General features: G+C 40.9%; 22 protein-coding genes. 17 read left to right on the top strand and 5 right to left on the bottom strand.

Annotated elements, in window-relative coordinates; genetic code table 11:
• Positions 1–18: 18 nt before the first annotated feature.
• The 5 genes from ACN6KS_RS19855 (at position 19) to map (ending at position 8,617) form a co-directional block, all read left to right on the top strand.
• Positions 19–393 carry a response regulator transcription factor gene (locus ACN6KS_RS19855; RefSeq protein WP_094870215.1) on the top strand — a complete coding sequence of 125 codons (375 nt, stop codon included), beginning with the start codon at positions 19–21 and terminating at the stop codon, positions 391–393.
• Positions 377–3,637, top strand: a complete 3,261-nt coding sequence (locus ACN6KS_RS19850; RefSeq protein WP_440960348.1) for an ATP-binding protein — start codon at positions 377–379, stop codon at positions 3,635–3,637. The genes ACN6KS_RS19855 and ACN6KS_RS19850 overlap by 17 nt, the downstream gene beginning before the upstream one ends.
• Before the next feature lie 258 nt (positions 3,638–3,895).
• A complete protein-coding gene (locus tag ACN6KS_RS19845) occupies positions 3,896–5,758 on the top strand; it encodes an assimilatory sulfite reductase (NADPH) flavoprotein subunit (protein WP_440962424.1) in 1,863 nt (620 codons plus the stop codon).
• A 45-nt stretch (positions 5,759–5,803) separates the two neighbouring features.
• Positions 5,804–7,528, top strand: coding sequence for an assimilatory sulfite reductase (NADPH) hemoprotein subunit (gene cysI, locus ACN6KS_RS19840; protein ID WP_440960347.1), 1,725 nt, complete (start codon positions 5,804–5,806; stop codon positions 7,526–7,528).
• 342 nt (positions 7,529–7,870) lie between these two features.
• Positions 7,871–8,617, top strand: a complete 747-nt coding sequence (map, locus tag ACN6KS_RS19835; protein ID WP_094870212.1) for a type I methionyl aminopeptidase — start codon at positions 7,871–7,873, stop codon at positions 8,615–8,617.
• An 81-nt stretch (positions 8,618–8,698) separates the two neighbouring features.
• Here the strand turns inward: map and ACN6KS_RS19830 are convergent, their stop codons facing one another.
• A complete protein-coding gene (locus ACN6KS_RS19830) occupies positions 8,699–9,103 on the bottom strand; it encodes a CBS domain-containing protein (protein ID WP_440960346.1) in 405 nt (134 codons plus the stop codon).
• A gap of 181 nt (positions 9,104–9,284) precedes the next feature.
• Here ACN6KS_RS19830 and ACN6KS_RS19825 point away from each other — a divergent pair, with 181 nt between their 5' ends.
• The 5 genes from ACN6KS_RS19825 (at position 9,285) to ACN6KS_RS19805 (ending at position 14,083) form a co-directional block, all read left to right on the top strand.
• A complete protein-coding gene (locus ACN6KS_RS19825; RefSeq protein WP_440960345.1) occupies positions 9,285–11,393 on the top strand; it encodes a methyl-accepting chemotaxis protein in 2,109 nt (702 codons plus the stop codon).
• A 284-nt stretch (positions 11,394–11,677) separates the two neighbouring features.
• Positions 11,678–11,878, top strand: a complete 201-nt coding sequence (locus ACN6KS_RS19820) for a cold-shock protein (RefSeq protein WP_036685790.1) — start codon at positions 11,678–11,680, stop codon at positions 11,876–11,878.
• A 121-nt stretch (positions 11,879–11,999) separates the two neighbouring features.
• A complete protein-coding gene (locus ACN6KS_RS19815) occupies positions 12,000–12,227 on the top strand; it encodes a helix-turn-helix domain-containing protein (protein ID WP_094870210.1) in 228 nt (75 codons plus the stop codon).
• Positions 12,228–12,464: 237 nt separating this feature from the next.
• Positions 12,465–13,559, top strand: coding sequence for an LCP family protein (locus ACN6KS_RS19810; RefSeq protein WP_280786545.1), 1,095 nt, complete (start codon positions 12,465–12,467; stop codon positions 13,557–13,559).
• Between the two features lie 44 nt (positions 13,560–13,603).
• Positions 13,604–14,083: a DinB family protein gene (locus ACN6KS_RS19805; protein WP_440960344.1), complete on the top strand. Its 480-nt coding sequence runs from the start codon at positions 13,604–13,606 to the stop codon at positions 14,081–14,083.
• A 25-nt stretch (positions 14,084–14,108) separates the two neighbouring features.
• Here ACN6KS_RS19805 and ACN6KS_RS19800 read toward each other — a convergent pair whose 3' ends face one another.
• The 3 genes from ACN6KS_RS19800 to ACN6KS_RS19790 all read right to left on the bottom strand — a co-directional run bounded on the left by ACN6KS_RS19800 (position 14,109) and on the right by ACN6KS_RS19790 (position 16,648).
• Entirely contained in the window at positions 14,109–14,318 is a 210-nt protein-coding gene (locus tag ACN6KS_RS19800; protein ID WP_094870207.1) for a hypothetical protein, read from the bottom strand.
• 292 nt (positions 14,319–14,610) lie between these two features.
• A complete protein-coding gene (locus ACN6KS_RS19795) occupies positions 14,611–15,918 on the bottom strand; it encodes an ATP-binding protein (RefSeq protein WP_440960343.1) in 1,308 nt (435 codons plus the stop codon).
• Entirely contained in the window at positions 15,911–16,648 is a 738-nt protein-coding gene (locus ACN6KS_RS19790; RefSeq protein WP_440960342.1) for a LytR/AlgR family response regulator transcription factor, read from the bottom strand. The genes ACN6KS_RS19795 and ACN6KS_RS19790 overlap by 8 nt, the downstream gene beginning before the upstream one ends.
• Before the next feature lie 194 nt (positions 16,649–16,842).
• Here ACN6KS_RS19790 and ACN6KS_RS19785 point away from each other — a divergent pair, with 194 nt between their 5' ends.
• The 3 genes from ACN6KS_RS19785 to ACN6KS_RS19775 all read left to right on the top strand — a co-directional run bounded on the left by ACN6KS_RS19785 (position 16,843) and on the right by ACN6KS_RS19775 (position 19,325).
• Complete coding sequence (locus ACN6KS_RS19785) at positions 16,843–17,754, top strand: ABC transporter ATP-binding protein (protein WP_440960341.1); 912 nt, start codon at positions 16,843–16,845, stop codon at positions 17,752–17,754.
• Between the two features lie 3 nt (positions 17,755–17,757).
• Positions 17,758–18,555: an ABC transporter permease gene (locus ACN6KS_RS19780; RefSeq protein ID WP_440960340.1), complete on the top strand. Its 798-nt coding sequence runs from the start codon at positions 17,758–17,760 to the stop codon at positions 18,553–18,555.
• Positions 18,556–18,965: 410 nt separating this feature from the next.
• On the top strand, positions 18,966–19,325 hold the full coding sequence (locus ACN6KS_RS19775; protein WP_094870202.1) for a hypothetical protein: 360 nt from the start codon (positions 18,966–18,968) through the stop codon (positions 19,323–19,325).
• Positions 19,326–19,359: 34 nt separating this feature from the next.
• Here ACN6KS_RS19775 and ACN6KS_RS19770 read toward each other — a convergent pair whose 3' ends face one another.
• The gene (locus ACN6KS_RS19770; protein WP_440960339.1) at positions 19,360–20,622 is read right to left on the bottom strand and encodes a serine hydrolase domain-containing protein; all 1,263 of its coding nucleotides are present in this window, start codon (positions 20,620–20,622) and stop codon (positions 19,360–19,362) included.
• Positions 20,623–20,688: 66 nt separating this feature from the next.
• Here ACN6KS_RS19770 and ACN6KS_RS19765 point away from each other — a divergent pair, with 66 nt between their 5' ends.
• Genes ACN6KS_RS19765 through ACN6KS_RS19750 form a run of 4 tightly spaced genes read left to right on the top strand, consistent with a single transcriptional unit; the run spans position 20,689 to position 25,926 of the window.
• Positions 20,689–21,372 (top strand): response regulator transcription factor, encoded by a 684-nt coding sequence (locus ACN6KS_RS19765; protein ID WP_440960338.1) that lies wholly within the window; start codon positions 20,689–20,691, stop codon positions 21,370–21,372.
• A 2-nt stretch (positions 21,373–21,374) separates the two neighbouring features.
• Positions 21,375–22,649 carry a HAMP domain-containing sensor histidine kinase gene (locus ACN6KS_RS19760; RefSeq protein ID WP_440960337.1) on the top strand — a complete coding sequence of 425 codons (1,275 nt, stop codon included), beginning with the start codon at positions 21,375–21,377 and terminating at the stop codon, positions 22,647–22,649.
• A gap of 26 nt (positions 22,650–22,675) precedes the next feature.
• Positions 22,676–23,581 (top strand): ABC transporter ATP-binding protein, encoded by a 906-nt coding sequence (locus ACN6KS_RS19755; RefSeq protein WP_341135284.1) that lies wholly within the window; start codon positions 22,676–22,678, stop codon positions 23,579–23,581.
• A 2-nt stretch (positions 23,582–23,583) separates the two neighbouring features.
• Positions 23,584–25,926: an FtsX-like permease family protein gene (locus tag ACN6KS_RS19750; RefSeq protein WP_440960336.1), complete on the top strand. Its 2,343-nt coding sequence runs from the start codon at positions 23,584–23,586 to the stop codon at positions 25,924–25,926.
• The last annotated feature ends 68 nt before the right edge of the window (positions 25,927–25,994 follow it).

Raw genomic sequence — 25,994 nt, 5'->3', positions numbered from 1 at the left:
GAAGGGAATTGTGCGAATATGCAAAAAATAATGGTAGTGGATGATGAAGAAGTATTACGGATGTTAATCGAGGATACATTGGAAGATTTGGAGAATGTTGAGATTCACACAGCGGAGAATGGGTTGGAGGCGCTATCTAAGCTGTCAACGGATCCTTATGATCTGGTGATTCTGGATTATATGATGCCGGAAATGACAGGGATTGAAGTGCTTCAGCAGCTGGATGAGGAGAAGAAGAAAACTACAGCTATATTAATGTTGACGGCCAAGGCTCAAGATGTGGATCGACTTCGCGCTGTTGAAGCAGGAGCACGTTATTTTATGCCCAAACCCTTTAGTCCGATGGAACTCTTGCAGATTGTGGAGGGGATCCTAAGTGACGAAGAGAAGTAATGCTAATCACAGTATCAGAAATAGGTATTTTCGTATCATTGCGCTTGTTTTCGCTTTAATCATCCTTATGGGCTCGGTATTTTTCTTTTTCATTAACGATGAACAGAACAAATTAAGTAGAGACCGAGAAATTCTGCAAAATAAGGCGGATACGATTACCGATTTGGCGAGTGCTTTAAATGAGGTGTTTTTCCGTGCCAGGGGATTCAGCGCTCTTAAAAGTGATAACGAATTAAAGCTCCTGAATGTAGGACTAATTAACTTTGATAAGATTCTGGATACCTATTCCAATCTCAATCTATCTCCCGAAGAAGCTTTGTTCAGAGATGGTCTAAAGGCCTTTTATGTCCAGTATAAAAATAAAACGTTACCTGAAGCGATTCGGCTAGTTGAGGCAGATGACTATGTGGCTTTGCGTGCTCTGTCCGCAGATGGTACCACTAAATCAGTGAATGATTTTCTTGGCTATACGGAAGAGTACAAAAAACGCTCGGATGAAGCCTTAAATACTATGGCTATGGATTATATTAAACAGGCCAATGAATTTACCTTTATCGCATTTTTTATAAGCGCGATTATTCTGTTGTTCTTTACCTTTATGATCTGGCGGATTCTAAAGAACCTCATTGACCCTATTCTGAAGCTGGAAGGGGCAACGCATTCACTGGCTGCCGGTGAGGAAATTCTTCTGGGCAAGCTTAAGCATCAAGATGAAATTGGCCGACTTTATAATGCTTTTCTAAATATGGCCAGAAGTATTCAGGACAAAGAAGAAGAGTTGATGATGCAGAATGAAGAGCTGCACGCTCAGCAGGATGAGCTTCAGGATCAGCAGTATAGGCTGCAACGTTCACTCAGTGAAATTGAGAGCATGATGAAAGCGCTCGATCAGTCATCTGCCGTCGGTATCCTTACCGCTAAAGGTGTGTTTACTTACGCCAATGAGAACTTAAGTGAATATACCCGCTATAAGAAATCGGAGATTATCGGCTATACATATAGACTTTTTGAACTTTATAATGTGTCTCCTGAAGAATTCCAAAAAATCAGCAATAAATTAAGTACGGGCGGAGTATGGAGCAATGAGCTTCAGATTGTAGCCAAAGACGGATTGCCGATCTGGCTGCATCTGACGATTGTGCCATACTTGAATGAAGAGGGTGTAATTTATCAGTACATCCTTATTGCGAACGATATTAACTCTATGAAGAGCGTGCAGCAAGAGCTTGCTGAGACGCTGAAAAATACGGAACAGACTAAAAAGATGCTTGAGCTAAACAACCAGCTGAATCATGATATTACCTACACGTTAGATAAACATGAATTTGCAGATAAGTTTATTGAATTTATGCATCATCTGTATTCCTTTGATTCAAGCTTCTTCTTGCTAGTAAAAGATAAGATTGCAGCTGTTAAAGGGATTCCTCAGGAAAATGTTGAGCGTTATCTCGATAGTGAGAACAATGAAATGTTATATCGTTTAAAGACTGAAAAGACCTATCTGATTAAGCGTTTAGCTACGCAATCGGAACAGGGAATCTCTTCGGATGAGGTCTACTGTTATGACTTCTACACGACTGTTGTGAATGCAGAAGATGAGATTCTAGCTGTATTTTGCGGAACCCGGATTGGACATTCCTTCAGCAAAGAAGAGATTAATGAGGTTCAAGGGATGATGAACCGCGTAGCTCTGGCGATTGAACGTTTGTTTATGTATGAAGAGATTGAACATGGACGGAAGCTGAATCGAGATATCGTCAATAACGTAAATGAAGGCATTCAGTTCGTGAATACTGATGGCATGATGCTGCAGATGAATAAGGCGCTCTGCAGCATAGTGAATTATGAATGGAACGAAGGTACCTTGATCCCTAGACAAGAATGGATGGATTATTTCATCGAACGCTCGAATGAGAACCAAGAACTTGGGTCGTTTTTTGAACAAGCAATTTCTGAGGATGCTCTGGAGTCAAGCAGTATGCAATACTCCATTGGAACGGAATCCAAGAAGCATATTGATGTTTATGCGATTCCTGTATTCCGACGTGAGCTCCGGATTGGTACATTGTTCGTATACAGAGATATCACTAGGGAGTACGAGCTGGATCTTATGAAATCCGATCTTGTTAGTACAGTAAGCCATGAGCTGAGAACGCCATTGTCGAGTGTACTAGGATTCACGGAATTGCTATTGTCCAAAACCATGAAGCCGGAGAAGCAGCTGAAGTATCTGGAGACGATTCATAAAGAAGCGAAGCGGTTGACTGAGCTCATTAATGATTTTCTGGATCTGCAGAGAATGGAGTCAGGAAAGCAGCAGTATATTACGGAGCATGTGAATCTCAGTGAAATTGTACTAGGGGTTATCGATCAATATAAGCTTAGCAGCACACATCATGTGCTTCTGGTGGATGAGGCTCTAAATGCGGAAGTAGATGTGGACAAGGATAAGATTGTTCAAGTTCTAACGAATCTGTTAAGTAATGCGATCAAGTTCTCGCCTACTAACAATGAAGTCAAAGTGCTGTTGCATAATGAGCCAGACCAGATTATTGTGCGTATTCAAGATAACGGTCTCGGGATTCCTAAGGATCAAATAGGCCAGCTATTTCAAAAATTCAGAAGAGTGGATAATAGTGCCTCCAAAAGAATTGGCGGAACAGGTCTTGGTCTTGCCATCTGTAAAGAAATTATTGAGAAACAAAAGGGAACCATCGGTATTGATTCCGTAGAGGGAGAGGGGACAACGGTTTGGTTTAGCCTCCCCATCCTCCATGGGGACACAATCCGACAGCAAGATGAGCTAAATAAATGGAATGCAGATAAAGAGCTTAAGCCTAATGTAATGATCGTTGAAGATGATTACAGCCTTTCTTTGCTTTTATCCGAGGAGCTGAAAGGAAAGGGCTTCAGGGTAACTCATCATTATCATCCGAAGGAAGCTTTTGACCATGCCTTGAAAACACCATTTGTTGCGATCGTGGTTGATTTGATGCTGGGAGAAGAATTGGACGGATGGGATCTGATCCGAATGCTAAAAGAGGATTCGAGAACAGAGAATATTCCGATTGTAATCTCTTCCGCTCTGGATCAATCCGATAAGAACCAATTGAATGATGTGATACAGAAGTATTTAACCAAGCCTTATCCGCCTGGTGAGTTATCGAATACGCTTGAAGAGATTGTGAAGATAAAGACAGGGGCAGGCGAGGTATTATTTCCCGAAAGTAAGAAGGATTTATAGTTTTTATTTATCACAATATTTTATAAATAGTATCACTTTTTATAATGAAACCGATCAAAACAGCTTAAATCATACTGTTTTGATCGGTTTTTATGTACTTTATAGATACTTTTTCAATAAATACCATTAATTAGGTAAGAATGACTGGATTGATCGTTTACAATTATTGTGATAGCCTGATTTTATGAGGTTCTAAAAAAGGCTCAGATAGAGGTACGGATATTAACCAGATTTCATGTTTAGGAGAGGTGGATATTGTTGCAACTACAGGTAACGAACAGTCCCTTTAACGAGAACCAAGTCGAGCTTCTCAATCGTCTTCTACCAACCTTAACGGAGACACAGCAAATATGGCTTAGCGGATATTTATCTGCAATTGGGCGTACTGCGGCAGCAGCGCCAGTGGGTGCTGAACTTCAAGCGCCATCAAACACGGTCGGAACCGCAGAGGTCGGCGCTGCCGCTACGAGTCAACCTGCTGCATCACGTGAAGTAACCATTTTATTTGGTTCACAAACAGGGAATTGCCAGCGACTGGCGGGGAGCTTGTCCCGCAAGATGGAAGAGCAAGGATTTCAGGTGACGCTCACCGCGATGAACAGCTTTAAGCCTAATGCGCTTAAGAAGGTAGAGAACCTGCTGCTGCTGGTCAGTACGCATGGCGAGGGTGATCCACCAGATAATGCACGGATGTTCCATGAGTTCCTCTACAGCAAAAGAGCACCTCAATTAGAGAACCTGCGGTTTTCAGTTCTGGCTCTGGGAGACACCTCTTATGAATTTTTCTGTCAGACGGGTAAAGAGTTCGATCAGAGGTTAGAAGAACTTGGTGGTAAGCGCCTAAGTCCACGTGTAGATTGTGATCTCGATTATGACGATTCCGTTGCCGAATGGTTTGAAGGTGTGATTGGTGCATTAAATGTAAATTTAAATGCTCCAGCCATTGCTGCAAAAGCAGTTCAAGCCGCAGAGGACGCAGAGTCACAAGAACCTCTATATACTCGGAATAATCCTTTTAAAGCAGAGGTACTGGAGAATCTGGATTTGAACGGACGCGGCTCGGACCGGGAGACTCGCCATTTGGAACTATCGCTTGAAGGCTCTAATATACAGTTTGAACCAGGGGATGCACTGGGAGTATATCCAGAGAATCATCCCGAACTGGTGGACGCTATTATTCATACTATGGGCTGGAATCCTAATGATAAGGTTCCGTTTAATAAGAAAGGTGATGAAGGAGCCTTACGTGAGGCACTTCTGCATCATTATGAAATCACTGTATTGACCAAACCTTTGCTGGAGCAAGCGGCAAAGCTGTCTGCTTCAAACAAGCTGAGTGAGTTATTAGCTCCAGATCGTGCTTCGGAGCTTAAAGCGTATATTCAAGGACGCGATCTACTCGATTTGATCCAGGACTTCTCACCGTGGGAAGGTCCAGCCAGCAGTTTTGTGACGATTTTGCGGAAGCTTCCTGCACGCCTATATTCTATCGCTAGCAGTTATAAAGCAAACCCGGATGAGGTTCATCTAACCGTCAGAGCTGTACGTTATGAGGCTCACGGTAGAGCACGTTACGGTGTCTGCTCAGTGCATTGCGCAGAAAGAGTAGAACAGGGGGATACACTGCCTATTTACATTCAGCATAATCCTAACTTTAAGCTGCCTACTAATCCGGATGCACCGATCATCATGATTGGACCGGGCACAGGTGTTGCGCCATTCCGCTCTTTCTTAGAGGAACGTGGAGAGCTGGGAGCGGAAGGGAAATCTTGGCTGTTCTATGGGGATCGGCATTTTGTAACAGATTTCCTCTATCAGACTGATTGGCAGAGAATGCTAAAGGATGGCGTTCTAAGTAAGCTGGATGTAGCCTTCTCACGTGATACCGAAGAGAAAGTATATGTACAACATCGTATTTTGCAAAAGAGTCGTGAGGTTTATGAATGGCTGCAAGAAGGTGCTCATATCTACGTTTGCGGTGACGAGAAGTACATGGCGCATGATGTTCATTCTGCCCTGCTTACAGTGATTCAGAGTGAGGGTGGACTGAGCCCTGAAGCGGCAGCGGCTTATCTGGAAGATATGCAACAGACGCAGCGTTACCAGCGTGATGTCTATTAATGGATAGATGGAGTTATCGAATGACTTCGGGGGGAGATAACAACAATGGCAAACAATGAGAAGGTTAAGCCGATCGGCGGGCCTCCAAGTGATGTTGAGCATATTAAGTCGGAGAGTAACTATCTGCGGGGTGCATTGGTTGAGACACTAAGCAATCCGATTACGGGTGGTCTACCTGAAGATGATAATCGGCTGCTAAAATTTCACGGAAGCTATATGCAGGATGACAGAGATTTACGCAATGAACGGGAACGTCAGAAGCTGGAGCCGGCATTCCAGTTTATGCTTCGCGTAGTTGCCCCTGGTGGTGTAGCTACACCGGAACAATGGCTGGTGATGGATGATCTGGCACAGAAGTATGGTAACGGAACCTTACGTCTGACAACAAGACAGGCATTTCAAATGCATGGTGTGCTTAAATGGAACTTAAAGAAGACCATTCGGAGCATCAATGATACGCTAATGACGACCCTTGCAGCTTGTGGGGATGTTAACCGTAACGTAATGAGCAATCCGAATCCTTATCAATCTGAGGTGCATGCAGAAGTCTATGAATGGGCGCGCAAAGTTAGTGACCATCTATCCCCACGAACTCCCGCTTACCATGAAATTTGGCTAGACGGTGAAAAGGTAGTGGATAGTTTAGGAGATCGTGCAGAAGTTGAACCGATCTATGGTCCGGTATATTTACCGCGTAAATTCAAGATTGGTCTTGCGGTACCCCCTTCAAATGACGTAGATGTGTTCTCGCAGGATCTAGGCTTCATCGCTATTCTTGAGAATGATAAGCTGGTAGGGTTCAACGTTTCTGTAGGCGGCGGTATGGGAATGACGCATGGCGATACCAGCACGTATCCTCAGCTTGGCCGTATCATTGGTTTTTGCCGTCCTGATCAATTGATCGATGTAGCGGAGAAGACAGTAACGATTCAGCGGGACTATGGAAATCGTTCTGTCCGCAAAAATGCACGGTTCAAGTATACAATTGACCGCCACGGTCTGGAATGGTTTGTCGGTGAGCTGCATGAAAGACTCGGATGGCAGCTTGAGGCGGCACGTGAGTACCATTTCGATCACAATGGAGACCGCTATGGCTGGGTGAAGGGTACCAATGGAAAATGGAATTTGACGCTTTATATCCAAAGCGGACGGATTCATGACCAAGAAGGGTACACATTGATGACTGGACTGCGGGAAATTGCCAAGATTCATACCGGGGATTTCCGGCTTACGCCGAATCAGAATTTAACGATTGCTAACGTAACCACTGCCAAAAAGCGAAAAGTGGCTGAGCTGGCTAGACAACATGGACTTACAGATGGAGCTCATCTATCTGCGCTACGACGCAGTTCAATGTCTTGTGTGGCACTACCAACCTGCGGACTTGCAATGGCTGAAGCGGAACGTTATTTGCCTTCGTTGATTGATAAGCTAGAGCTTGTCCTTGATGAAGCTGGTCTCCGTGATGAGGAAATCGTGATCCGGATGACAGGTTGTCCTAATGGGTGTGCAAGACCGGCACTAGGCGAAATCTCGTTTATTGGTAAAGGTCCAGGCAGATATAATATGTACTTGGGAGCAGGTTTTACGGGAGATCGCTTGAACAAAATGTATAAAGAAAACATAGATGAAAAAGAAATTCTGGAGACACTGGAGCCGATTCTTCATCATTATTCGAAAGAACGTCTGCATAGTGAGCATTTTGGAGATTTCGTAATCCGTACAGGTTATGTAAAGGAGGTTACCTCAGGTCTTAATTTTCATGACTAATCTAATATAGATTGAAGGGGTGTCCCGGAGCCTACATTATGGCTGCTGGGGCACCTCTTTGTTAGTTGATTTTTTGGTTTTAAACTTTAACGGTTGCTCGTTGTCGAGTGGATTGGAGCTAAGTTAGATTGAGTGGGACGGATAAGATGCTATCGGACTCAGATGATCTAATATTTTCATTAGAAAAAGGGATTCCTTTTAGAATGTGTATGAAAAATATATTTTTTTTGCATAATGATTTGGATTTCTCGTGTTTTTCTTTCATAATATAAAGGGGAAACTAAATACAAAAGAAGAGCCATTGCCCGAGAGTGATGTGTTCTGTACAGAAGAGGCGATATTATGATTATCATGAAAACGATGGAAGAGATCGAAAAAATGCGTGCGGCGGGAAAAATTCTCGCTGAATGTCATCGTCAAATTGCGCAAATTCTACAGCCGGGAATTACCACCTGGGAGATTGATGAATTTGCAGAAAAATTTATACTGTCTCAAGGAGCGACTCCTGAGCAAAAGGGATATAATGGATATCCGTACGCAACCTGTGCATCTGTAAATGATGTAATCTGCCACGGCTTTCCGAAGAAGGAACCACTTAAAGATGGAGATATAGTAACCATAGACATGGTAGTTAACTTAGAGGGCTGGTTGGCAGATTCCGCTTGGTCATATGGGATTGGCAACATTAGTGAGCAGGCGACCAAATTACTAGACACCACAAAAGAATCTTTATTCCGAGGGATCGAGCAGGCAGTTGCAGGCAACCGTATCGGGGATGTTGCTCATGCTATTCAAGTTTACGCAGAGTCTAATGGTTTTTCTGTTGTGCGTGATTTTATAGGCCATGGGATTGGTTCAGAAATGCATGAAGCACCAGAGGTACCTCACTATGGTCCGGCTGGCAGAGGACCCCGTCTTAAAGAGGGGATGGTATTTACCATTGAGCCGATGCTGAACACAGGCAGCTATAGAACAAAGATTGATGCCGATGGTTGGACTGCACGTACCATTGACGGCGGTCTGTCAGCACAGTATGAACATACATTAGCTATCACCCCTCAAGGAACGATTATCCTGACTGAACTATAATTTAGGGTAGAAAATAGACCTGATTAGCTTCATCTTCTCATGATGTTGCTGATCAGGTCTATTTTTTGTTCAACTAATCAATTAATCAGTAATGTTGCGAGTATAGTATTCAATGATATCTTTTCGACGAATAATTCCGACAAACACGCCTTCTTTATCAATCACAGGAACAAAATTCTGATCTGCGGCGAGCGTCAACATATCCTCCATTTCGGCATTTATGAGAACGCTCTCGTTATGGACATGCTTCTGGATATCGCTTACTGGAACTTCTCCTATATTGTCAAAAGTTAGACCTGCTGTGTTTTTCAGCTTCCACAATAGATCACCTTCCGAAAGCGTTCCTACATATTTTCCTTCATTATCAATAATAGGGATAGCCGTATAATGGTGCTGCTCTAATTGTTCTAAGGCTTCCAGCATGGATAGTGAGTTAATGATATAGGCAACTTGATCTTTAGGCAACAAAAAAGAGGATATTTCCATCGGCATGAACTCCTTTGTATTGAGATTTTTTTAGTTAGGCTACTTTTATTTAAACATACTTTTTGAAGAGATAGGTGTTTTAAATTTTATTATTTAATTATAGGTAAAAAGACCTATTAAATGACAGTCGCATTTTGTCGATTAAAGATAAGGTATATTATCCTAGAGTGGAGTTGTTCAGATGGCGTTGTATCGTAGGCTTTCTTTAACGGTTAAATTTGTTCTGGTAGTAAGTTTAGTTATCATTGTTATCTTTTTCTTTAGTTTAGTTGCAAATCTGCAAAATCTGCGTAATGTGAGTATTTCGAATGGTGAACTTCAAGCGGAGGTTGCCGGACGAAGTTATGCGGAATCCATCCAGAATACTATGATAGACATGGAGTCAACAACTAAGGTATTCGCAGAAGTGTTGCTGGAATCAAGAGAACATCAGACCTTAAGTCGTGAGGATGTTATCTCTACAATGAAGGCTATGCTTGAGAACAGACCTGAAATTTTGGGTATTAGCACATTATGGGAGCCGAATGCCTTCGATCAAAAGGATCAGGCTAATATAAATAAAATGCCGTACGATGACAACACAGGGCGTTTTGTTCCTTATGTTGTTAAAAATGAGGGTTCAATTACGATTGAAGCTTCGAAAAATTACGAAGTAGAAGGCACCGGAGATTACTACCTTATACCTAAAAAAAATAAGAAACCGATCTATCTTGAACCGTATTCTTATGAGACAACTGTTGGGTCTATGCAGATGATTTCGATTATACAGCCCATTGTAACCCATTCGGGTACTTTTCTTGGGACTGTGGGATTTGATATCTCGCTAGCAGAGCTTCAGGCAAAAGCGGTTAATTATAGACCTATGGGAGGTTATGTTGCTCTTATTTCAAATGATGGGAAATATGTAGCGAATCCTAATGATCCACAGAGTGTACTTAAAGATTTTGGGGATACGGAAGAGAAAGCTGCATTGTGGAGACAAGTGAAGAACGGGAAGAGTGTACAGGGGTATACCAATAATTCCAAAGGAGAAACTGTGCTCCGAATTTTTGTTCCAATCCAAATGCCAAAAAGTGAACAGGTATGGTATACCCAGACAGCCATTCCTAAATCTACAATTATGGCGGACTTCGAACAAGCCAAAACAGAATCTTTTATTATCATGTTAGTTGGGATGACGATTTTAGGACTAGTTGTAGGCTTTCAACTATGGTTGATGGTGATCAAACCGCTTCGAATGTTATCTGAGAAATTGCAGCTTATGTCTCAAGGGGATTTAACCCAAACCTTGCAGGTTCGAAATAATGATGAATTCGGCAAGATGGCTACGCATTTTAATCAGATGACACATAAGCTTCGAGAAATGTTTGGACTTGTAGCTGACTTGTCGATGTCAGTGGGTGCTACTTCTGAAGAGTTGACAGCGAACGCTGAACAGACAGGGAAAGCTGCTGAACAGATTGCTGTGGCTATTGGACGAGTCGCCGAGGGAGCGCAACTGCAGAATGGTTATGCAGGAGAATCTTCTCTGGCCATGAGCGATCTTAGCGTTGGAGTGCAACGTATCGCTGACTCTTCATCAGCGGTGTCTGCATCTGCCGATGAAGTAACCGATCAAACGAAGAGAGGCAGTGCACAGCTTCAAATGGCGGTGAACCAGATGACAGAGCTTAAGCAATCCGTGGACGAGACCAGTCTGGCGATTGAACGACTAGGTGAAAGATCTGTACAGATTAGTGGGATTATTGGTCTGATCTCGAGTATCAGTAAACAGACTAATCTATTGGCATTAAACGCAGCGATTGAAGCATCCAGAGTGGGTGAACAAGGTCGTGGATTTGCTGTAGTAGCTTCGGAAATACGGATGTTGGCGGATCAAACGAAACAAGCTGCCGAACAAGTTACTGAATTAGTCGAACATGTTGTCCAAGATACTAATCAAGCCTCACAGGCTATGGCCGTTGGTAATGAACAAGTACGTATCGGTGTGCAGGGTGTATCTGACAGTGATCTTCTGTTTACATCGATTCTTGCTGAAATGACACAGGTTACTGATCAGATTCAGGAGGTATCTGCAGCCGCACAGCAGATGACCGCTGGTACAGAGGAGATTTCAGCTAGTGTCAAAGTATTAGCCGATCTTGCATCGGAAGCGTCCGCAGATTCACAAAGTGTAGCAGCAGCGTCAGAGGAGCAGCTTGCTTCAATGGAGGAGATAACTGCCTCGACGGAATCCCTCAGCTCAATGGTGCAAGATTTGCTGGATAAATTGTCTTATTTTAAGATTTAAAATAATAGAGATGTTGTAATTGTAAGTGGGAAACCCGGTTCTTTTCTAAAGGATCAGGGTTTTTCCATTTCTTACATAATCTAAAAGGTATCTAGATGGCATCGGATGTGCTATAATCAATATATCGAAAGTAGTTACCTGCTAATTCACATAGCGTAGAGGGTTATTCTTAAGATGACAATAACCTTGTACCATATGTGAATTTTTATTTTTTTAGAGATTTTGTAAGAGATTTTTTTGGGATAAGAATAACATGTAAATTAAAAAAAGGTGGTAATTATATTATGCAAACAGGAACAGTGAAATGGTTTAACGCGGACAAAGGCTTTGGTTTTATCGAGGTTGAAGGTGGAGAAGACGTATTCGTACATTTCAGCGCAATCACTGGTGACGGATTCAAGTCTTTGGATGAAGGACAACGTGTAGAATTTAACGTAGTTCAAGGCAATCGTGGTCAACAAGCTGAGAATGTTGTAAAACTCTAAAGTTGTGAAAAAAATCCCCAAACTTATAGTTTGGGGATTTTTTTAAATATAAGAAATTATAAGTTTCACACAATACTATATGTCTTATATTTCTCGCTTAGTTGAAAGGTGGCGGATGTAAGTGCAGGTGTTTGAAGACTGGAATTTAAAAGTGAAGAAAACCTTTAACGCTACAAGCAACAAGGAAGTATTGACTGTGTCTGAAGCCGGTAGTTTACTTGGTCTGTCTAAAGATCAAATGAAAAGCTATGTAGACCAGCATAAGTTAACCAAAGTCCCAATTATGAGAAGTGTTGTCAGGTATCTTATACTGAAAAGTGAAATCGATACGATCCTGAACAAAACCTAATGTATTCTCAATAAACTTTGCAGACCCATCCTTCATAGGATGTGGTCTTTTTTTTTTGCCTCAAAAATTTCTTATAAAAAGAAACTTATCGATCCAATGATCGTCTATAATTATGGGATATTTAGGTAATGGGGTAGGCATAAACAGTAATACAAGTTTAAACGTAATTGTGTGGAATAAAAGGTGATGTTCATTAATGGTGAGAAGTCGCATAAACAGAAAGGGTAATTCATCCAAATGAAAAATAAACAGAGCACTCATCCATCTGCTTCATTTACTTTAAGCAGAATCGAGAAAAAGAAAGTGAAAAAAAATAAAATCAGTAAAAAAATGAAAATTTGGTACTTTTCGATGGCTATCGTACTTATTATTGGACTGGGATCTTTTATTTTCCGTAAAGAATTAATGATTTTTGGGTTTAATAATGTTGTAGCCCCAACGATTGAACACACCCTTAAGGACTCCTATGTGCCATTAGAAGACAGCGGAGAACCAGGATTACAACCAACGATAGAAAATAAAGACCGTCCTTTTTCTCTCCTTCTACTAGGCACCGATCAGCGTGGCAAAGAAAACGGGCTTTCTGATTCCATTATTTATACAGTTATTCGACCTGAAGACCATAAAGCACTGCTCGTCTCCATTCCCCGTGATTCCTATACAGAAATTATTGGAGCAGAAAATATCAAAGGAGCAAGAAAAGAAACCAAGATTAATGCGGCACATTCCTACGGAGGTCCTCAAATGAGTGTGGATACCGTTAAAAATCTTTTGAATGCGCCAATTGATTACTATGCTACGATTAATTTTAATGGGCTTGTGGGTGTTACAGATGCTCTTGGAGGAGTGGTGCTTCCAATCACCAAGGTGATTGAGAATAAGAGTCCCGATCATGAGAAACTAAGAATTGAGCCGAACAAACCGATCTATTCCGGTAAGGAAGCTTTAATGTATGTAAGATATCGGGAAGATTCTGATTTTAAGAGAACAGAGAGACAGCGGATTTTCTTGAAAGCAGCGCTTGATCGGATGAAAAGAATAGATAATATTCTTAATATACAGAACATTATCGAAATTGCTGGCAGTAACTTTAAAACGAATATGAAGTCAGATTTTATTTTGGATTTGGCTAAGAAGGTAATTCTTGAAGGTGGAACCCCTGAAATAACGAGTCATATGCTCCAAGGGGAAGGAAAACATACGGATCAATGGTATTATATACTCGATGAAAATGATGTAAAGCGTACTCATGATATGATCGAGATTTGGCTGAACCCAGACTCTACTGAGGCTGATTTAATCACTGCTTCTAAGGATGATGCTGCTGCATAATATTTTTGCTATTCTATTTTATATTCACACGGAGGTTAGCTTCTATGGCATTAAAATCAAAGGAGCAAATGATACTCGAATTTAAGTCTCTTATTCCATTCGTGAAATCATTAGAAGAGGTGCCAGATAAACATTGGGATAAGCCCATAGCTACTGGTAAATGGACCGTGAAGGATATTCTCTGTCACCTCATGCTATGGGATAAATATTTCTATGAAGGTGCTATTAAGCAGATTATTTTGAAAGAACCATTAACAACGAAATATTTGGATTTTAACGAATTTAATGCTAACGCGAGGGAGTATGCCAAATTGTTATCCAAGCAGACCTTGATTGAACAATTTGTGCTCTACAGATCTAGAATTTTAGATGCAGTCTCTGGATTAACGGATGAAGAATGCGAATTGGAATATAAGGATGGAGACCACAAGAAGTTCAGTGTTCGCAAGTATTTGAGAAGTTTTATCCCACATGATAAGCATCATAAAAAACAGATTGAACAATTTCTAAACTGCATCGAGTAGAGATGAATTGTTGTCTCCTTATGGCTTATGCTTTAGCGCGATTCTGAACCATTTTCATGGATTGGCGAATAAGTATTGGACCGAACATGCTGCCAGCATAGGCGGCTATAAAAGAATGTAAGGGAAACTTTATAGCGAAATAAATGACCGATCCAGCTACAAAATCAATAAGAATGAATTTCTTGATCTCGGATAGTGGGATTGTGACGAATACAAATGATTCTTTATTTTTCAAACCGTTGGCCTCCTATTTGAAAATGTTTCAAAATAAATCCACTATTCATTCTATTTTGAGAACAAGATGTCCCATTCGAAATATTTAGACTAACGGCATACGATCATTACCATCGGGCTTATAAGACCATAATATCTGGGGTACGAATTTCCCTATGTGGTACGGTGAAGATGCAGTATTTCGTTTTCGTCTAAATTTACAATCGAACCGTAAGTAAAATAATAGATGTACTTGTGACTGAAATGCACCCCTTAGAATAAACATTGGAAAACCCTCTGGGTCCGATGTCTTTCTATGAGGTGCATTTTTGCTCAGTTTCTGCAACTGATAAGATCTCAATGTTAAAAAGACAAATTTCCACTTGGAAAATTTGGTTTTCATAGGTGATATCCCATATTCCGCCGATTTCTTCTACCGCATTCTTTACGCTTTTTAGACCGATACCATGAAAATGCTTGTCTCGTTTTGTTGTGGCTAATTCTCCGAAATGATTCGTACGTATGGAATGCTGATATGGATTCTGTATTCTGATAAATAAAGTATCCTTATGATAATGAAGTTGGAATTTAATATAAGGCTGAGTCACACCTGGATGCTTACATGCTTCTATAGCATTATCAAGGGTGTTCCCTAGAATAATGCTAAATGCATAAGCATCTAGGTCAAGCTGAGGTGGAATCTTAATATCCGTTTGAAAGGAGATACCCAGCTTTTTGGCAAATTGCGACTTGTAATTAATGATAGAGTCGATTAGGATGGAGCCGGTATTACTTTCACCTGAAGAGAGTTCTATTACTCCAAGAAGCTTATCTACATCATTCAGTCCGGCTTCTTTTTCCCCAGCTTGTAATTGAGACCTTAGGGCGAGCAAGATATTCCTGAAATCATGTTGAAACGTAAAGACTTCTTGCTGCCTTTCTTTCGTGAGCAGATACTGGTTCATATAGTAGGTGTTCTGCTGTTCCAACAAGTAGTTTTTATTCTGTGCCGATTGTATGGTTAATACACGATCACACAAAAGAATGATCAGGAAGTTGATCAACAGCATTCCTCCGGACAAGGCCGGATACAACGCCGGATATTCCCGCAATGACAGCTCGCCCGATAATTTTGCAATACTGAGAATACTGATAAACGGAAAGCAGAACAACCCGATCCAATACCAACTGCTTAGACTGCCCTCTCCAAAAGCTTTGGTAAAACGAAGCGTGATCTGTACCAGTATAAACATCAGAATCTTAGACAAAAACAAGGTAAAGATGTATCCGCTTGTCGTATACACAGGTGCAGTTGCTGCATCTGAAAGAATAATCAGTGCGACTATAAATAAAGCAGCACCAATACGCCATTGTATTTTTCCTTTATACAAAAAGGACAATAGAACGATCCCCACTATATTAAGCCCTAGCATCCATAAGCCTGGAAGTGGGCTGTTATGAAGGAGGAGTACGAAAATATAATAAGCAGTGTATACGGAATAAAGGATTACTTTGGATTCCCAAAGCCGTGGGAAACAATGATCATAGAAATAATGAATGATAAATGGGAGAGCTGCCAGTGTGAGGGCATAGAACAGCTCATCCAGTAGAATATTATTCAAGCAGACTCCCCCTGAATTGCAAATAACTCTTTTTCACTACGGTGCTTTGCTTATCGCTAATCGGAAGTTCTTCCCCACTCGTTAATACAATTTTTTTGCCCTGAATTTGTTTTATGTAATCGAAATTCACAAGATACGATTGATAAATCCGCACAAACTGCTTCGAAGGTAGCTTTCCTTCTTCTATAGATAAAGTACTGTAATATTCCGTTTGATCTTCCGTTGTTTGCAAAATGATTTTTCGGCGATCACTTGCCAAGTACATAATATTACGGATTGGAATCAGTAGTTTAGTTCCACTTTGGTGTACAGGCAGTAATTTTGGTTGATTTTGCTGACGCTTGACCTTTATTTGCTGAATCATAGAGATTAGTTTTTTTTCAAAAGACTCGTTATGTATAGGCTTCTTTATAAAACCGGAAGGTTGAACGTCAAATAGTTGAACATGATACTCTTCGTGGCTCGATACGTAAATCAACCGAACCCTATCATTATCACAATCTCTCCGTAATATATGACCCGCTGTTATTCCGCTTATTCCCTTCATTTCTATATCCATAAAAATAAGATCAAATGGACAACCATGTTGTATGGCTTTCGTGAAACTTTCACCAGAATAGAATATGGATACCTCTATCTTTACGGTCTGCTGAATGGGATGGTTAAGGATCAATCTCTCCATATATTCTGTTGCCTTGAAATCATCATCACAAATAGCAATATGTATCATGTGAAATTCCCCTCCTGTGTTATAAATAATAATACATTATATGGGAGTATAATCAACCTTTATCCTTTTAGGGATCACTTGGAAGTGGCGAAAGTTACATTTATTCCCGTGTTTTTTACCATAACGATTAGTAATTCTAGTAAACATGCTAATTTAATATCAATTAGTAGCAGACGGTATGGAGGAGTTGAAAAATGAATACAACAATCTTTGAAGCTGAGGGATTAACTAAACAGTACGGCAGTGCAAATGCGCTTCAAAATATAAATATGAAGATTAAACAGGGTGATATCTATGGCTTTGTAGGTGAGAATGGAGCAGGTAAAACCACACTCATGAAAATAATTAGTGGATTAGTTTATCCTACAAAAGGGACTATCCAATTGATGGGTAAAAGTAATGAGAAGGACCTCGCACGAGTCAGAAAAAAAATGGGGGTTTTAATAGAGCTACCTGCCCTCTACCCCCATATGAATGCTGAAGAGAATTTAAGCTTTTATTGCAAGATTCATGGTATTTCGGATTTCAAGAGAATTAAAGATGTGCTGAATTTAGTGGGACTAACGGATGTTGAAAACAAAAATACTACGGAATATTCTCTGGGCATGCGTCAACGATTAGGGCTGGCCATCTCCCTTCTCAACGAACCGGAATTTTTAGTTTTGGATGAACCGATTAATGGGCTTGATCCTACAGGGATTGTAGAGATGAGAAAATTATTGGCTAAGCTGGCACATGAAAAAGGGGTTACCCTCTTGATTTCCAGCCATATTTTGAGCGAGCTCCAATTGTTAGCTACCAAATTCGGGTTTATTCATAAAGGGCAGTTCATTAAGGAAGTCTCTGTGGAAGAACTCTTGCAATCAGCCGAAGCGCAAATTTGTATTAAGACCGTTGAAATAGCTGCAGCAATAAACGTACTTAAGATCGATCTTAATATTCATTCGATCACATTGTCAGAGGCCGGAGAAATATTGGTTCCCAAGGATTTGACAGATCTTGAACAGTTAATGTCAACGTTAATTAGAAATGGAATTCCACTTGAAGGAATCAACCTGTCCACAGCAAATCTTGAGCATTATTATATGGATCTGATAGGAGAATGAGCAATGAGGGATTTTCTGAAAGCTGAGTCTTACTTTATAAGAAGGGATATCATGTTTAAGGGAATTTCTCTTCTGTTCCTTATAGCAAGTCTGGTATTAGCAATCTGGATTGGCGGTAAAGCTGGTTTTGAAATCGGTAATCTCGCGGAACCCTTAACGATTGTGACACCTTTATCTTTATTTTTTTATTTTTTTATTCCAGTTTACGTATGTTTTTTTACAACCGAAGGATTTGAATATGGATCTATCAAAGTTATCCTGGCTTCTGGACAAAGTAGGTTTATCTATATCACGGGGAAATACCTTTCTGTTTATAAAATTATTATATGGTGGATTTTACAATTTACAGTAGTGTTTTATCTCGCTTATATGATAGCTGCTTTGATAATCGGGACTGACATCGGTAATCGTAATTTTTCTGCTGACTTGATTCAGGTTTCCCGTGTACTGGGATTAAATGTCCTTTATTTATCAGCTTATGCTGCTCTAATCATTATGGTTGGTATTCTTATTAAAAGAACGGCTTCAGCGGTGGTTGTAACTTTTCTAATTATATTCGGCGACTTCATGATATCCGGTTATTTCCGTGATGCTTCCTCCGCATGGTTAAGGGGGATTTCAGACCATGCTTTAACGACCCAAGTTATGAAGTTTTCCGGAATTTACGTCGTTAATTCACAAAATATAGTCCTAACAGGAGCAAAGAGCTTTATGGAAGTGGTGCTAATTCCTGTGATTATTATAGCTATTAGTTTGTCTGTCACCTATATTTCGTTTGGAAAAAGAGATATACACGCGTAGATAAAAGGAGGAATTGAAATGGACAGGGGTAATAGATCACCAAAAACGATCGTTATTGTAGGTGCTTTGCTAGTTATTGTAGTTTTTGTTGTTCTTTTTGTTGGTATTGAGATGGGATGAGGCTAGTCTCAGTATATGTCGCGGGGAGTTATGTGAAATGAAATACAATGTAGTATGGATCAGTATTAAAGAGTTATTTCATCCTTACCGTAAAAACATTTGGATAATCAGTATTGTTATGTTGGTGACTTCTATAGGGAGCTTTTTGACGCCTTGGTTTACCAAGCACTGAGAAATTTCTGTCCTTAAAAAATTTCGTGCGTATGGTCACAGAGGATTATTTTAATTATCGATATAATGAAAGCGTTATCTTTTTGTTGCGGTTTACTTAAATTAAAAGGAGATAAGCTATGAGAGTGAGCAAAGTTTCTTTTAACCAGCTTGTGTTTATTTGTTTAGGGATTCAATACATGTTAATGCATTTGTTCTCTGCAGGCGAGGCGATTGTGATCACATCCATAGAGCTTGTTATATACATGGTTTTTACCGTTGTTGGCCTTGTAGGATTATTTATGCGGAGCAGAAAAGTGGATAGTGAGGCGATTTCTGGATTGGTCGCGCTATTCTTCAGTGTATTATGGATGGTATCTTTATTCTCCCAATTTCGGAAAGAAAGCTACCCGGATGCTTTAACAGTAATTAATTCGCTTGGTGTAACTACTGCCTTACTTGTACTTCTCGTTGAGTTTATCATTATAGCCAAGGCCTAGGGCAGACACGAATCAAAAAACAAGACAGGTCTATTTAAGACTTGTCTTGTTTTTTGTGCATCCCCAGAAATGAAAGCTCACCCTGAGCATTCCGCTTAAATTCATATTCCGAATCATGCTTCGTATGATGGAATCTTGTTTCCGAGATGGGATAAAAGGGAGTGACTTCTACATCATTCCAGACAAAATAGTAATCTTGCCCACTACGCTCCACGCTCGCTTTGCAGCCATATCCCTCATAGGTTCCCATATATGAAGCATAAATGCTGTCATCAAGAGGGAAGGCTTGTGGAGAGACAGGCACCCTTTCAGGTTCACCAAATATTAATCCAGCTAGAGATTCCGTTAATTTGGTGACGGGTACGCAATCGTAATTGGTCAACATGATGACGCTTGTTTGATCTTCAGGATATCTATGCAGTTCACTTCGGAAGCCGCGGTAGGCACCGCCGTGATACATTCTTTTTCGATCAAAACGTTCGTCCAAGAACCAACCAAATCGATATTTGAGATTACTGGAATGAAAAGCCATCTCAAGGGTGTTATGAGACACTAATTGATCGGAGTACAAGGCTTGATCCCACAGGAAAAGATCGGCAGCCGTCGAATACATCCCGCCAGCGGATAAGATAGAGCTCATATCTATGTATTCCCCCTGAGTATACTCTCCCCAAGAAGAATGATAAGGCGAGGCTAATTTTGGAATAATTTGCTGATTGTTATAAACTCCTGTATTTACCATGCCCAGAGGCTGTAATATAAAAGTAGTGATATAATCTTCAAATGTCATCCCTGTAATCTTCTCAATAATCATCCCCAGCAAATAATAACCTGAGTTGTTATAGGCAAATGAAGTGCCAGGCATAAATGCAGGGGGCTGACTCACAAATAGCTGTAACATCTCTTGTGGAGTCAGCTTTAGCTTATTTAATTTTTGATTATATTCGGGTATGGAAGTGTAGTTGGCTATACCAGAGGTATGTCCCAGCAGGTGAAGGATGGTAATCCCCTCTAGTTGATGCTGCTGAGGGAGATGTTTTAGGATTGGATCCTCCAGTCTAATACGTTTTTGTTCTTTTAGCATCAGGATAGCCATGCCAGTGAATGATTTGGTAAGTGACCAGATCCGGAATTTGGTATCTAAAGTATTCGCGACCTGATGTTCAAGATTGGCATATCCGTACGCTTTATGTAACTTGATTTCTCCACGCTGAGCTAGTAAGACTGTGCCACTTAATGGCCAGCTTTGTTCGTATTTATCTAAATAGTGCTCCAGACGCTGGAATTGTGTATCCACAGGTAACCCCTCCTTAAAGGCATATTCTAACATATTAATAAATTCTGTTGAAGCGGAGAGAAATCGATGAGATATGATTGTTTGATTATTGATGATGAAATTGAGCTTGCGGAGACCACCTGCGAATATTTTAATTTGTTTGATGTTCAAACCGCATTTGTTACGAGCGCCGATGCCTGCCGGAACTTTTTGTGTGAGCATCAGGTGTCGATGTTACTCCTTGATATTAATTTAGGCGGTGAATCCGGCTTTCAGTTATGCAAAGAGCTGCGTCAGACGACCGGGATTCCCATCCTGTTTATTAGTGCCCGCTCCAGTGAGGATGATGTATTGATTGCACTTGATATCGGGGGAGATGATTATATTCATAAGCCGTATACCCTGAGAGTGTTGCTGGCAAAAGTAAAAGCGGTGCTTAAACGGTACAACAACGAAGTTGTAGCCGAGTCTTCTCTTCTTGAATCCGGCCCCATCCAGATTGATCCCGAACTCAGAAGGGCAAGTCTTAACGGCGTACCCCTCAAGCTGAAAACAATGGAATATAAATTGCTTAAGTTTTTGATCCAGCATAAAAATCGGGTAATCCCTAAAGAGGAGCTATTTACAGAGGTATGGGGGGATGTTTTTGCGGGAGATGGCACCTTAAATGTACATATCCGTCATCTTCGTGAGAAGATTGAGCAGAATCCTAACGATCCACAGTACATCCGTACCGTATGGGGTATCGGTTATGCTTTTGAGGATAAATAGCGATGACTAAAAAATTGCTACTGGCCCTAATGCTCACTATACTCGCTGCAAGTATAACTCTCTTATTCCTGATATTCAATTTGAAGGTGGAGACCTCCACAGACCGAGTGGCGATCAATACCATCGTTAAGCTTACAGAGCAGCATTGGGATAAAATTGATCCGAAACTGTACATGGAAAGCCCTTATGATTTCGCCATTATCGATACGTCTGGTAAATTAAAATATCAGACTGAAAATGCGATTTCCATTAGCATTAACGAAGCTATCAATAATCGGGATACCTTAGTCGACGTTGTTGTTCAGGATCAGCTGGTGGGTAAAGTAATTATTAATAATGATTACCGTACGATTTTTATACATATGAAACAACAATTTATACAAGTTTCTGTTGCGATGCTGCTTTTGCTTACAATTCTCGGCATCCTCTATATTTGGTTCCTGAATAGATCCATTCTTCGTCCATTTCGCAAAATGCAGCTATTTGCGAACCATATCGCAAGAGGTGATCTTGAAGTGCCACTTGCGATGGATCGTAATCATCTATTTGGTGCCTTTACCGAAAGCTTCGATATGATGCGGGAAGAGCTTGCGGCGGCTAGGCATAGTGAATATTTAGCGAACAAGAGTAAGAAGGAGCTGGTTGCCAGTCTTAGTCATGATATTAAGACCCCCGTCGCTTCGATGAAGGCGATTACGGAACTGATGTTATTAAGCGCAAGAGATGAGAAGACAAGCAGACAGCTAAACACCTTATATTCCAAAGCGGATCAGATTGATCGCTTGGTCACAGACATGTTCCATTCCACCTTGGAGGAGCTGAATGAACTAAAAGTCAGCTTAACGGAGGAGAATAGTCATCTGCTGACCCAAATTATAAATAATGTGAACTTCTACGAACGAATTTCAGCTGCATCTGTGCCAGACTGCATCATTATGGCGGATCCATTACGGCTGCAGCAGGTCATCGATAATGTAGTGAACAATTCCTATAAATATGCCTTCTCCGGTACACACATCGATATTAAATTCGAGATTAGGGATCATTATCTGGAGGTTGATATTCTGGATTACGGTCCTGGTGTTCCTGAGGAGGAATTACCTTTAATATTCAATAAATTTTTTCGGGGCAGTTTAGCCGTGAGCCAGAACGGTGCAGGCTTAGGTCTGTACATTTCTCGTTATATGATGCAAAAAATGCAGGGCGATATTGTATGCTCCAATCGGGAGGATGGATTTACTGTAAAGCTGCTGATTCCTTTAGCAGGAAAGAATTAAGAATTCGCTAAGGATTGCACAAAGACATGTTAAGAACATTTAACGTACGATTAGGTTGCAATTACGAATCAGCCAGTGATTGCAGCCATTATATTGTGCGAGAGCAAGGGTTACTGTTAACGCAATTAATGAGCATGAACGTAAATGGAGTGTTCAACATGAACGAAGTGAATAATAAAGTATTGATGCAGACCCATAAGCTTGGAAAAACCTTCTCCCATGGAGGAACTCAGCAGCATGTATTAAAAAATCTAGATCTGACCTTATATCATGGTGATTTCACGATTATCATGGGCAGCTCTGGTTCTGGTAAATCAACACTGCTGTATGCCATTTCGGGAATGGATAAGCCAACGCTTGGAGAGGTTTTGTTTGAGGGTCAAGATATTACGGCGATGAGTAATGATCAGCTGGCGATATTCCGGCGGAAGAACTGTGGATTTGTGTTTCAGCAGATCCATCTACTCGATTCAATGAGTGTCCTCGACAATGTATTATCAAGTGCTTTTCTTGTACAAAAGGATAGGGCCGGGGCTGTGGAAAAAGCCAAAAAGCTGCTCTTAGATGTAGGCTTGGATGACTCCATCTGGGGGAAGTTTCCGGCGCAAATCTCTGGAGGTGAAGCTCAGCGTGCCGGAATTATCCGGGCCCTGATCAACAGTCCAAAAGCGGTATTTGCTGATGAGCCAACTGGAGCGCTAAATAGCTCAGCTGGAATAGGGGTACTGCGTGTCCTAACCGAGGTGAATAAGCAGGGGCAAAGCATAATTATGGTAACACATGATCTCAAAACTGCGCTGCGTGGTAATCGGATCTTGTATCTGCAGGATGGAGTAGTCATTGGAGATTTGCGCCTTTCCCCTTATAGCGAAGATAGTGGACCTGAACGGCAACAGCAATTACAGTCCTTTCTGACCGAATTGGGGTGGTAGGGATGAGAAGCTTAATAGGTAAACTTGCTTGGTCCAATATTCGCAAAAGAAAAAGTGCAACGATTACGCTCTTCGTATTGATCATGATAGCTGCGTTGCTGTTGAACATTGGTCTCACGGTCAGCTTGAAGCTTAATTCTTTTCAGCAAGAAAAAATGACTGAATTAAAGACTCCAGAATTAAGTGCATATTTTGTAAAAGATGATCATCTAAAAGAGTACGAGGGGCTTGTGGATAGTTATCCATATACCGAATCTTGGGAGAATGAAGCAGCGATTCTATTAGCAGACGCAAAAATGAAGTATGGAGAAACGGATACTACTGTAGCTTTTATAATTCTCAATGCGGATACACCGCGGACAATGGGACTATTCAAGACTATTACCCCGCTCGAATCTAGGGATCCGAACTTGATCTATTTGCCTTATTTATTCCATGTAGGATCGGGGTATGAGCTAGGTGATAACTTTTCTTTTGTATACAATAATAACCAATTCTCTTATACCATCGGCGGATTTATTGAGGAGCCTCTACTAGGGACGTTAACGAATGGAGCTTTAAAAGTATTTCTAAATGATGAAGGCTATAAGCAATTGGAGGAACGTCTTGGAACTGAAGCTCAGTATAGCTTTCTATCAGCAGATGTGACCGATCCTTCAAAGGATGTAAAGCTGGAACAAATGATAAGTGAGCGGATTTTTGCCTCAGGAATTAAGAGTCCATTTCAAGTAATGCGGGCGGAAGTCGGACTCGAAGGGAACCGTGTTTTTGTTAATCTTTTAGCAGCTATTTTGATCGTATTTGCACTTATTATGGTTCTGATTTCGCTTATTGTAATCCGGTTTCAAATATTAGGACATATTGAAGATAACTTGACTAACATCGGTGTTTTAAAGGCGAATGGTTATACCTCATGGCAGATCAAAAACTCGCTTCTCCTTCAGTTCACCGCGGTTTCCATCATCGCAGCTATACCGGGAGGAGGGGTAGCTGGGTTAGTTATGCCCTTGGTAGGGAATATGATTTCGTCTTCGATCGGGCTGCTGTGGCCTGTATCATTTGAAGTGGGCAGTGCAGCGCTTAGTTTGGTTGTTGTCTCTGGACTGGTTGCTATTGTTACTTATTTGTCGAGCCGGCGAATTCGGAATATTACTCCGATTGCTGCTTTGCAGAGCGGAATCCATGCTCACAATTTCAAGCGGAACCCTATTCCACTCGAAACATCCCGAATGAATCTGCAATTCAGCTTAAGCCTTAAAGCTTTATTAAGACAGATGAAACAGAATATGATGATCATATTGATTGTTGCCGGATTAACCTTTTCTAGTATTTTTTGCTCTATACTGAATTTCAACTTTAAAGGAGATACCTCCGCCGTTATAAAGTTGGTAGGCATAGAACGAAGCGATTTCATGTTGTTGCCAAAGAACGGAGATCTGCAGCAGGGGATGTTTAGTGAATTAGAAGCTATGCCAATAGTTAAAAAGTTGACTGTATTGGATAGCCTGGCCGCTTCGATCAAAGATACTAACTTTATGCTTCGAGTGTCAGACGATTTTAGCCAGCTGGAGACGCAAACAACATACAAAGGCAGGCAACCCATTTATGATAACGAAATTTCGATTTCCGGTGTTATTGCAAAATTGGAGAATATAAATGTAGGGGACGAGGTTCCGGTCACTTTTAATGGTGTAACGGTGAATTATTTAGTCACTGGTCTAAGCCAGCAGATTAATCAACTTGGGATGGTAGCGAGCATGACTGGTGATGGAATGAAAAGACTGCAACCGGAGTACACCCCTCAGTCCATCAATGTGTATCTGAAAGACGGGGGAGATTCCAATGCTTTTGTGAAGGATCTGGAAGCGCGTTTCCCCGGACAATGGAGCATTACTAACGTTCGAGAAGCGATGGATAGTACACTTAATACTTTTACCTCAGCAGTATCTTCTATGACAGCGGTGATTACTGTGGTTACGATTTTTGTAGTCAGTCTAATTTTGTATTTAGTGATTAAGACGTTGATTATGAAACGTAAGCGGGAATTCGGCATTCTTAAAGGTATCGGATATACCACCTTTAATCTAATGACACAGATTACGTTCAGTCTTTTTCCGGTGATTGTAGTTGGAGTAGTGCTGGGGAGTTTAGTGGGGTATATTTTCTCGGATTCGGCGTTTGTATTATTGCTTTCAAGTCTAGGCATCTATAACGTTCAGCTGGCGATTAGTTTGCCTCAAGTGCTTCTACTGTGTGCGGTCATTCTAGTAGTTGCTTATGTGGTATCCATGCTAGTTGCAAGACGGATTCGGAAGGTTAGTGTATATGATTTGATTATGGACTAAGCGCTTGAACAAGAAACAACGAGTTGGAGGTAGGCCGCACCTGTATTAATAGGTTTCGCAGCCACTCC

Source organism: Paenibacillus nitricinens (assembly GCF_052056485.1).
Lineage (GTDB): Bacteria > Bacillota > Bacilli > Paenibacillales > Paenibacillaceae > Paenibacillus_AQ > Paenibacillus_AQ nitricinens.
The sequence above is the reverse complement of the archived record's forward strand: the minus strand, read 5'-3'. Positions and strand labels throughout refer to the sequence as shown.

What these genes read in the sequence shown, in the direction of transcription:
- ACN6KS_RS19855 (WP_094870215.1), top strand. Translation starts at nt 19, where the DNA reads ATGCAAAAAATAATGGTAGTGGATGATGAAGAAGTATTACGGATGTTA.
- cysI (WP_440960347.1), top strand. Translation starts at nt 5,804, where the DNA reads ATGGCAAACAATGAGAAGGTTAAGCCGATCGGCGGGCCTCCAAGTGAT.
- map (WP_094870212.1), top strand. Translation starts at nt 7,871, where the DNA reads ATGATTATCATGAAAACGATGGAAGAGATCGAAAAAATGCGTGCGGCG.
- ACN6KS_RS19830 (WP_440960346.1), bottom strand. Translation starts at nt 9,103, where the DNA reads ATGGAAATATCCTCTTTTTTGTTGCCTAAAGATCAAGTTGCCTATATC.
- ACN6KS_RS19825 (WP_440960345.1), top strand. Translation starts at nt 9,285, where the DNA reads ATGGCGTTGTATCGTAGGCTTTCTTTAACGGTTAAATTTGTTCTGGTA.
- ACN6KS_RS19820 (WP_036685790.1), top strand. Translation starts at nt 11,678, where the DNA reads ATGCAAACAGGAACAGTGAAATGGTTTAACGCGGACAAAGGCTTTGGT.
- ACN6KS_RS19810 (WP_280786545.1), top strand. Translation starts at nt 12,465, where the DNA reads ATGAAAAATAAACAGAGCACTCATCCATCTGCTTCATTTACTTTAAGC.
- ACN6KS_RS19805 (WP_440960344.1), top strand. Translation starts at nt 13,604, where the DNA reads ATGGCATTAAAATCAAAGGAGCAAATGATACTCGAATTTAAGTCTCTT.
- ACN6KS_RS19790 (WP_440960342.1), bottom strand. Translation starts at nt 16,648, where the DNA reads ATGATACATATTGCTATTTGTGATGATGATTTCAAGGCAACAGAATAT.
- ACN6KS_RS19785 (WP_440960341.1), top strand. Translation starts at nt 16,843, where the DNA reads ATGAATACAACAATCTTTGAAGCTGAGGGATTAACTAAACAGTACGGC.
- ACN6KS_RS19780 (WP_440960340.1), top strand. Translation starts at nt 17,758, where the DNA reads ATGAGGGATTTTCTGAAAGCTGAGTCTTACTTTATAAGAAGGGATATC.
- ACN6KS_RS19775 (WP_094870202.1), top strand. Translation starts at nt 18,966, where the DNA reads ATGAGAGTGAGCAAAGTTTCTTTTAACCAGCTTGTGTTTATTTGTTTA.
- ACN6KS_RS19765 (WP_440960338.1), top strand. Translation starts at nt 20,689, where the DNA reads ATGAGATATGATTGTTTGATTATTGATGATGAAATTGAGCTTGCGGAG.
- ACN6KS_RS19760 (WP_440960337.1), top strand. Translation starts at nt 21,375, where the DNA reads ATGACTAAAAAATTGCTACTGGCCCTAATGCTCACTATACTCGCTGCA.
- ACN6KS_RS19755 (WP_341135284.1), top strand. Translation starts at nt 22,676, where the DNA reads ATGTTAAGAACATTTAACGTACGATTAGGTTGCAATTACGAATCAGCC.
- ACN6KS_RS19750 (WP_440960336.1), top strand. Translation starts at nt 23,584, where the DNA reads ATGAGAAGCTTAATAGGTAAACTTGCTTGGTCCAATATTCGCAAAAGA.